8 protein-coding genes and 1 tRNA gene are annotated in these 8,061 nt (G+C 55.7%); all 9 read right to left on the bottom strand.

Going from position 1 to position 8,061, the window contains the following annotated elements:
• The coding region (locus QNK41_RS00435) for a sodium-translocating pyrophosphatase (protein ID WP_319252616.1) at positions 1–1,760 on the bottom strand (1,760 nt) is incomplete at its 3' end.
• A gap of 30 nt (positions 1,761–1,790) precedes the next feature.
• Complete coding sequence (gene pth / locus QNK41_RS00430) at positions 1,791–2,375, bottom strand: aminoacyl-tRNA hydrolase (RefSeq protein WP_319252614.1); 585 nt, start codon at positions 2,373–2,375, stop codon at positions 1,791–1,793.
• Between the two features lie 48 nt (positions 2,376–2,423).
• Positions 2,424–3,068: a 50S ribosomal protein L25/general stress protein Ctc gene (locus tag QNK41_RS00425; RefSeq protein WP_319252612.1), complete on the bottom strand. Its 645-nt coding sequence runs from the start codon at positions 3,066–3,068 to the stop codon at positions 2,424–2,426.
• Between the two features lie 33 nt (positions 3,069–3,101).
• The gene (locus tag QNK41_RS00420) at positions 3,102–4,043 is read right to left on the bottom strand and encodes a ribose-phosphate pyrophosphokinase (protein ID WP_319252619.1); all 942 of its coding nucleotides are present in this window, start codon (positions 4,041–4,043) and stop codon (positions 3,102–3,104) included.
• 39 nt (positions 4,044–4,082) lie between these two features.
• Positions 4,083–4,157: transfer RNA gene (locus QNK41_RS00415), tRNA-Gln, on the bottom strand.
• A gap of 49 nt (positions 4,158–4,206) precedes the next feature.
• Positions 4,207–5,079, bottom strand: a complete 873-nt coding sequence (ispE, locus tag QNK41_RS00410) for a 4-(cytidine 5'-diphospho)-2-C-methyl-D-erythritol kinase (RefSeq protein ID WP_319252610.1) — start codon at positions 5,077–5,079, stop codon at positions 4,207–4,209.
• Positions 5,080–5,101: 22 nt separating this feature from the next.
• A complete protein-coding gene (locus tag QNK41_RS00405) occupies positions 5,102–5,422 on the bottom strand; it encodes a DUF1844 domain-containing protein (protein ID WP_319252608.1) in 321 nt (106 codons plus the stop codon).
• Positions 5,423–5,701: 279 nt separating this feature from the next.
• Positions 5,702–7,282, bottom strand: coding sequence for a phosphoglycerate dehydrogenase (gene serA / locus QNK41_RS00400; protein ID WP_319252606.1), 1,581 nt, complete (start codon positions 7,280–7,282; stop codon positions 5,702–5,704).
• 249 nt (positions 7,283–7,531) lie between these two features.
• Positions 7,532–7,921 carry a hypothetical protein gene (locus QNK41_RS00395; RefSeq protein ID WP_319252604.1) on the bottom strand — a complete coding sequence of 130 codons (390 nt, stop codon included), beginning with the start codon at positions 7,919–7,921 and terminating at the stop codon, positions 7,532–7,534.
• Positions 7,922–8,061: the final 140 nt, after the last annotated feature.

The following is an 8,061-nucleotide window of genomic DNA, read 5'->3' as shown; positions in this document are numbered from 1 at the left end:
AGGCCGCCCAGGGCGACTTTGCCCAGCAGAAAGCCCACCAGCAGGGGAGCCACCACCGGCAGCAATGCGGGAAGCAGCATCTCTTTCAGGGCGAACTTGGTGACGATATCCACACACGCACCGTAATCCGGTTTGGCGGTACCTTCCATGATACCCGGAATTTCGCGGAACTGGCGGCGCACTTCCTCGACAACCGCGCCACCGGCGTTGCCGACGGCCTTCATGGCGATGGATGCGAACAGGTAGGGCAGCAGACCACCGATGAACAGACCGATAATGACGTTGACGTCGGAGAGATCGAATCGGATCGCATTTTCAGCACCCTGAATGGTGAACTCCATGACGTAGGCGCCAAACAGCACCAGGGCGGCCAGACCGGCGGAGCCGATGGCGTAGCCCTTGGTAACGGCCTTGGTGGTGTTGCCGACGGCATCCAGCGGATCGGTGACGGCGCGAACACTCTCGTCCATGCCGGCCATTTCAGCGATACCGCCGGCGTTGTCGGTGATGGGTCCGTAGGCATCGATGGCGATGACCATACCGGTCATGGAAAGCATGGACATGGCGGACATGGCGATGCCGTAGAGTCCGCCGAATTTATGGGCCAGGAAGATAGCCAGGCAGATGGTCAGAACCGGCGCCGCAGTGGCTTGCATGGAGACGGCCAGGCCGGAGATGATGTTGGTGCCGTGGCCGGTGGTGGAGGCTTCGGCAATGCCTTTTACCGGACCGTAGATACCGGTGTAGTATTCGGTGATGATGACGATCACGACGGTCAAGATCAACCCGATCAGGGTACAGTAGTATATATTCATGGCGCTGATGCCGGGGATGTCGGCCATAAATTTCGTACAGGCGTAGTAAAACACCACGGCAGCAATGATGGCAGCGCCGAACATGCCTTTGTAGAGAGCGCCCATGATGTAGCCGCCACTGCCCAGACGGACAAAGAAGATGGCGATCATGGAGGCGACGATGGAGATGGCGCCGAGAATCAGCGGAAACTCAATAGCCATTTGGATTTCGGGGAAGAGCAGGTGGCCGATCAGCATAGCGGCCACGGCGGTGACGGCATAGGTCTCGAACAGGTCGGCGGCCATACCGGCACAGTCACCCACATTGTCGCCCACGTTGTCGGCGATGGTGGCGGGATTTCTGGGGTCGTCCTCGGGGATACCGGCTTCGACCTTGCCTACCAGGTCGGCACCCACGTCGGCGCCTTTGGTGAAGATACCACCGCCCAGACGGGCAAAGATGGAAATCAGGCTGCCGCCGAAACCGAGGGCGACCAGGGCCATGACGTCGTGGGTGGCGGTGTAGTAACCGGCCACGGAGGTCAGGGCCAGCCCGGCAACGATCATACCGGTGACGGAACCGCCCTTGAAGGCCATGGAAAGGCCGGCAGCCATGCCCTTTTTGGCCGCTTCAGCCGTACGCACGTTGGCCAGCACGGAAACCCGCATGCCGATATAACCGGCCATGAACGAGGCGACGGCACCCAGCAAAAAGCCGAAAGCCATCTTTGAGCCCATGGTGAAAAAGATAATGGCAAAAATGATAATGCCGGCAATGCCCATGCTTTTTAGCTGGCGGTTCAGGTAGGCAATGGCGCCTTCCTGAATGGCGCTGGCGATTTCCTGCATTTTCTCGTCTCCGGCAGGCGCGCCTTTAACGATACCTGCAAGGATAATCGCAAAGAGAACACCAACAACGCCGACCAACGTACAAACGAGCGGTATGTTGTTCATTACAACGTCCATTCTTTCCTCCATTCAGTGTTTAGCTTGAAATCAAGGTTTGTGGTTAAACCGATTCATGGCATCCTTTGCTCCCTCACAAAGGATCGCTTCAGCAGCCTCGATGGCCCGTGATAAAAAGGGTTCCAGTATTATTCGTTGATTGGCATCGAATTCATCCAGAACGTAATCCACCACCCCAATGTCGCCTTCAGGCCGCCCGACGCCCATTCGCACCCTCACGAACTCGTCGGTCTCCAGGGCGTCTATCAGAGACCTCAGTCCATTGTGTCCTCCATCCCCCCCTTTCTCTTTGATTTTCAATCTTTCATAAGCAAGGTCAATGTCATCGTGAATGACGACCATATCCTCGCATTGAATCCCGTGGGTTTGGACGATACCGCTCACCGGGTCGCCGGACCGATTCATATACGTCATCGGCTTGGCTGCCAGTACCCGGACGCCGGCGATATCCCCTTCGGCGATCTCTGCATTGATCCGGCTGCGGCAGGCGGTCAACCCATATTTCCGTACGAGCCGGTCTACGGCCATAAACCCGATGTTGTGGCGGGTCGTTGCATACTCCGGGCCCGGATTGCCCAGCCCGACGATCAGATGGTGTCTGATTTCAGCCTTCATGGCCATGGCAACCCGCGTTGAGATACGGCAGGCCACCGGTCATCAAGGCTACTCGGCCGCCGGTTCTTCAGCAGCCTCGGCACCTTCTTCACCTTCTTCTTCGCCTTCCTCTTCTTCACCCTCCACTTCTTCCTCTTCCTCGGCCGTCGGGCTGAGGATGGTCAGAATCGTGAAGTTGGTATCGGCGGGAATCTCGACAGCCCCCTCCAGCGGGAGGTCTTCAACGTGGAACGAGTCGCCAATCTCAAGGACGGTGATATCGATGGTAATGTTCTCGGGAATCTGATCGGGCAGACAGAACACTTCCAATTCCCGGCGAATGAGCTGCAGCATACCGCCCACCTCCACACCGGCGCTCTTGCCGGTGGTGACCACGGGAACCATGACCTTGATCTTCTGATCCATGCTTACTTCATACAGATCCAGGTGAAGCACGCTTCGGGAAACAGGATGCTTCTGCATCTCTTTGATCATGACCTTGCGGACGGAATCGACACCTTCGATTTTCAGTTTCAACAGTGTCTGGGCCACGGCGCCGGATTTAATAATGGGTTCCAGTTCCAACCGGTCGATGGCCAGTTTAATCGATTCGGTTTTCGGGCCGTACAATATGGCGGGAATTTTGCCGTCCCGCCGCAGAACTCTTGAAGGCCCGTTACCCACGGCCTCCCGTTGACTTGCTTTCAAATTCATTATTTCCAACGATCTTATCCTCCTTAAAGAATATTACACGAACAGGGACGTTACCGAATCCCCGGTGTAGCTTCTGATGATGGCTTCCCCTACCAGGTTGGAGATGGAAAGCACTTTGATTTTACTGCAGGCAGCCGCCTTTTCGTTCAGCGGGATGGTATCGGTGCAGACGACGCTGGTAATGGGTGAGGCGTTGATCCGGTCCACGGCTGGCCCGGACAGCACCGCATGGGCGCAGCAGGCATGAACTTCCCTTGCCCCCCTTTCTATGATCGCATTCACGGCCTCGGTGAGGGTACCGGCGGTATCAATCATGTCATCCTGGATGACGACCGTTTTGTTGGCCACATCACCGATAACTGCCATGGCCTTAGCCTTGTTGGGTGCCGACCGTCGTTTGTCCACGATGGCCAGACCGGCATTTAAGCGTTTGGCAAAGGCACGTGCGCGCTCCACGCCACCGGCATCGGGCGATACGATAACCAGGCCTTCATTGAAGTTGGATTTAATGTATTCCAAGAGCACTGGTGCCGCGTAGAGGTTATCCACGGGGATGTTGAAAAAACCCTGAATCTGTCCGGCATGCAGGTCCATGGTGATCACACGGGTGGCCCCGGCGGTCGTCAGTAAATCAGCGATGAGCTTGGCACTGATGGGCACGCGTGGGGCCACTTTTTTGTCCTGGCGGGCATAGCCGTAATAGGGGATCACGGCGGTGATTCGACGCGCCGAGGCCCGTTTCAGGGCATCCACCATGAGGAGCAACTCAACCAGGTTGTCGTTGACCGGGTGGCAGGTGGATTGAATGACAAAAACGTCTTTGGCCCTTACGTTTTCATCGATCTCGATCTGAATCTCACCGTCACTGAACCGCTTGACGACGGCCCCGCACAGGGGCGTCCCCAAGTATTCGACAATCTTGGATGCCAGATCCGGATTGGAATTGCCTGTAAAAACACAGAACTTATGTTTTATCGTTGTCACTTTCTGAACGCTACTCCTGTTCGATGAGATTGGCTGGGGCGGGAGGATTCGAACCTCCGAATGCAGGAACCAAAATCCTGTGTCTTGCCACTTGACGACGCCCCAGCAGAAAAATACCGCTGTCCTGAGCCCGGACTTCGGCAACAACCGGCATTTAGATCAACAGATCCGCGACATAAAGCGTCCAGTTTTTATTTTGCTGATTGTCACGCAAGGCGGTACAAACTGAAATGGCTCGTTCGTGGTCCGCAAACAACCCGAACACCGTTGATCCGCTGCCGGACATCATGGCCCCGCCCGCTCCATGTGCCAACAGCAAGCGCTTTATTGCTTTGATGACCGGAAACGCCCTTTCGGTCACCGGTTCCAAATCGTTGACCAGATGCTCATCGAGCTTGAAAAGTCGGCCATCAAAGTGGAATTTACTAAGTTTTTTTTCGTCTTTTGTCAATCTTAAATTCAGATTTTTGTAGACCCAGGCAGTAGATACCACCTCGTTGGGATAGACCAGCAGCGCCGTCCATGGCGTCAGATGCGGAAAGGGCTCGAGCCGGTCACCGATTCCTGTGGCCAGCGCCGGCGCACCCCGGACAAAAAAGGGTACATCGGCACCGATGCGCGTACCCAACGCCATGAGTGCCTGCGTGGAAAGGGGCTGTCCGAAATAGTCGTTCAAGGCCATCAGGACGGCGGCGGCATCGCTGCTGCCGCCACCAAGCCCGGCACCCACGGGAATTTTTTTATCTATATGGATGGTCAGACCGGATATCGGCAGGGAATTGCCTGCGAAAGCGGTCTTCAGAAACAGATTCGCCGAACGGGCCGCCAGGTTGGATGCATCTTCCGGGACGCCGGGATGGTCGCAGACAACCACAATCCCTTTCCCGCCGGCGCTCAGGGTCAGGGTGTCGTACAGGGCCAACGGGCACATGAGGGTATACAGGTCATGATAGCCGTCGGATCGTTTGCCGGAGATGCGAAGAAACAGGTTGATCTTCGCCGGCGCTTTTACGTGAAGCAGTTCCATGTCAGGTGACAGCCGTGTTTGGCTACCCCTTCTCTTTCACGTATTGGATCCGCAGGTCGTAAAGAATGTTCTTGAGCATCCCCGCCTCATCGACGTCCAGGTTTCCCCGTGTCTTTTCTTCGAGCATGGAAAGGATGTCGATGGTCTGTTTGGCCAGCGGCAGGTTCTTGGATTTTTCACCAGTCATCGGGTCTTCAATCATTTCCAGCTGAACGAGAGCCGATGAATTGAGAGAAAAGATAAAAGTGGCAAAATTGAGGGCCGGCAGGGAGGCCGTATCAGCGGATTTGGGTGGGTCAACCGGATCTGCTTTGCCGGTATTTTCCTGCTTTTCGTCAGTCATGGCGAACGCTCCTTGGATGATAGAAACTGCTAAAGTAGATGAACCTGCAAAGACCCGCCTTACCGACGGGTTCGTAAAAATTTCGAGATCAAGGCTTGCGAGCCGCGAAAGCGAGCGGGGGTCGCGAGTGAACTTGAAAACGATCAACATCCGTACGGCGAAGATTTCCCGCGGTTTGTTGCGGATAATCTTCAATCTCGAGGAATGAGGCGTACTTACGGTACGCCGCAGTGACGAGGGATGAAGCGTAACGCAGATATCGGTTTTTTTTCGAACCTGTCAAAATTCCAGCGGCGTAACGGTCTTAACCAGAGAGAGATGCCGCATTTCCTCCACCACTTTCTCTGGGATAGGGGTATCGGTAGTCAGGAAAATAATATTTCGATCTCCCTCCTCCTCCTGGCCGACCTGCATTCTGCCGATATTGATGTTGTATCGGCCTAAGGTGGTGCCGATTTCACCGATGGAGCCGGGTTTGTCGATGTTCTGAATCAAAGCCATGTGGCCGTGGGGAATCATCTCCAGCCGGAACTTGTCGATCTTGACGATCCGCGGATCCTTTTTCCCGAAGATCGTGCCGGACGCCACGCTTTCCATCTCGGTGGTAATCGCCCTGACCGTAATCTGGTTCACATAATAGTCCGACTCGGCGCTGCTGGTTTCAGTCACTTTGATACCGCGCTGCTGGGCCATGACATGGGCATTGACAAAATTCACGTCATCCTTGACCACCGGCGTCAGGATGCCTTTGAGCACCGCCGTTGACACGGGAGAGAGGTCCAGATCTTTAAAATCACCATGAAATTCAACGACCACCTCCTTGATGGGGCCGCGGACCAGTTGAGCCTGAAGGCATCCCATCCGGTCGGCCAGGGTGAGGTAGGGGCCGATCTTTTCCAGCACTTCACCGGTCACCGAGGGCATGTTCACCGCATTGGCCACCGTGCCGGCGGTCAGAAAATCGATGATCTGCTGGGCAATGGCCACGGCCACATTGGTCTGGGCTTCCCGGGTGGAGGCCCCCAGGTGGGGCGTACAGATCACCCGCTCGTGGGTGATCAGGGGAGACTGCCCCGGCGGTTCGGTTTCGAAAACATCCAGCGCCGCGCCGGCCACTTTGCCGGAGACAATGGCGTCGTATAGGTCGCTTTCGACCACGATCCCGCCCCGGGCGCAGTTGATTACCATCACCCCGGGTTTCATTTTGTCGAATGCATTCTTGTCGATCAACCCAGCGGTATTCTTCAGCTTAGGCACATGCACGGAGATGTAGTCGGCCCGCTGATACAAGGACTCCAGGTCCACACTCTCGAACCCCGCCTTTTGAATCTGTTCCGGGGTGACATAGGGATCGTGGATAATCACGTTCATCTTCAGCCCACGGGCCCGATCCGCCACGATGGCGCCGATTTTGCCGTATCCGATAACGCCCAGCACCTTGTTGAAAATCTCCCGGCCCTGAAGTTTTTTCTTCTCCCACCGGCCGTCCCGCAGGGAGGCGGTTCCCGTGGGGATATTGCGGGTCAGGGCCAGCATCATGGCAATCGCGTGCTCTGCCGTCGTTACCACGTTGCCCGTGGGGGTATTCATCACCACCACCCCACGCCGGGTGGCTGCCGGAATATCCACATTATCCAGACCAATGCCCGCCCGGCCCACCACCTTAAGCCGCGTGGCCACCTGCAACAGGTCCTCGGTCACCTTGGTGGAACTTCGAATCACCAGGGCATTGTAATCGGCGATAATCGCCTTGAGGGCTTCCGGCTCAAGGCCGGTGTTCACATCCACATGTATACCCGGGGCTTCTTGAAACATGCGGATTCCATCTTCACCCAGATTGTCACTGACCAGCACCTTCATTAGGGCATCCTTGTTTTGATAGTTGATGATTCGTCCACCCCCGTTTAGGCCACTGTGAATGGCTCCGGCTACGGACCCGAAGCCCTAAGGAAATATTTCCTCTCTTATCAGCGGAAATTGCCAATCGTCGCGACGGAAATGAAAGAACAAGTGGCAAGCGGCCTGCTGTTGGAGGCGCATTTTAGTGAAAACCGATTGAACATTCAACCCATATTTTGGCAATACGACAGTCCACCAACCAAGAGGCTGTCAGCGCCAGGGTTCCACGGCAGCCTGTTCGTTTTTTAAAATCGGCCGCCAGGTAACCGTGTAATGAATATCCGTATCCTCGTACCGGGGGGTAAAAACAGCCACGTAGAGCGCACCTGGAAGGTCGGTGAAAGCCTCAACCCACAATATATCATCCACATTGAGGTCGAAATCCCTGCAGATCCGCTTTCCGATGCTTTCGGCACAGCTGGTTTTGAAAATGCCGTCCTCCATGCGAAAGGCCAACACGGCATAGGGCCGGATGTGAGGATGCTTGGGGTCGCCGGATGAAAAATCGACGATCTTTACCCGCCAGGTGCAGGCATGGGCCGTGCTCGCCCCCGGGTCCTCTTTTCGTTCCAGCGTGTAAGTGCCGTCAAAGACAATCATCCCTCTCCCTTTTTTTGACCACTGGTGAGTCAGGTACCACTCTAAAGAATCCGGCGGCTGACGGCAAACCTTTTTTCACGCCACTTCACCTGACTCCCGGCGTTGATGGCAATCGCAGCGATGGTGATTGACCATGCGAT

The sequence above is a fragment of the Desulfosarcina sp. genome (genome assembly GCF_033791525.1).
Taxonomy (GTDB): domain Bacteria; phylum Desulfobacterota; class Desulfobacteria; order Desulfobacterales; family Desulfosarcinaceae; genus Desulfosarcina.
Note: the sequence above shows the minus strand (reverse complement) of the source record. Positions and strands in the feature narration are given on the sequence as shown.

What these genes read in the sequence shown, in the direction of transcription:
- pth (WP_319252614.1), bottom strand. Translation starts at nt 2,375, where the DNA reads ATGAAGGCTGAAATCAGACACCATCTGATCGTCGGGCTGGGCAATCCG.
- QNK41_RS00405 (WP_319252608.1), bottom strand. Translation starts at nt 5,422, where the DNA reads ATGACTGACGAAAAGCAGGAAAATACCGGCAAAGCAGATCCGGTTGAC.
- serA (WP_319252606.1), bottom strand. Translation starts at nt 7,282, where the DNA reads ATGAAGGTGCTGGTCAGTGACAATCTGGGTGAAGATGGAATCCGCATG.
- QNK41_RS00395 (WP_319252604.1), bottom strand. Translation starts at nt 7,921, where the DNA reads ATGATTGTCTTTGACGGCACTTACACGCTGGAACGAAAAGAGGACCCG.
- QNK41_RS00425 (WP_319252612.1), bottom strand. Translation starts at nt 3,068, where the DNA reads ATGAATTTGAAAGCAAGTCAACGGGAGGCCGTGGGTAACGGGCCTTCA.
- ispE (WP_319252610.1), bottom strand. Translation starts at nt 5,079, where the DNA reads ATGGAACTGCTTCACGTAAAAGCGCCGGCGAAGATCAACCTGTTTCTT.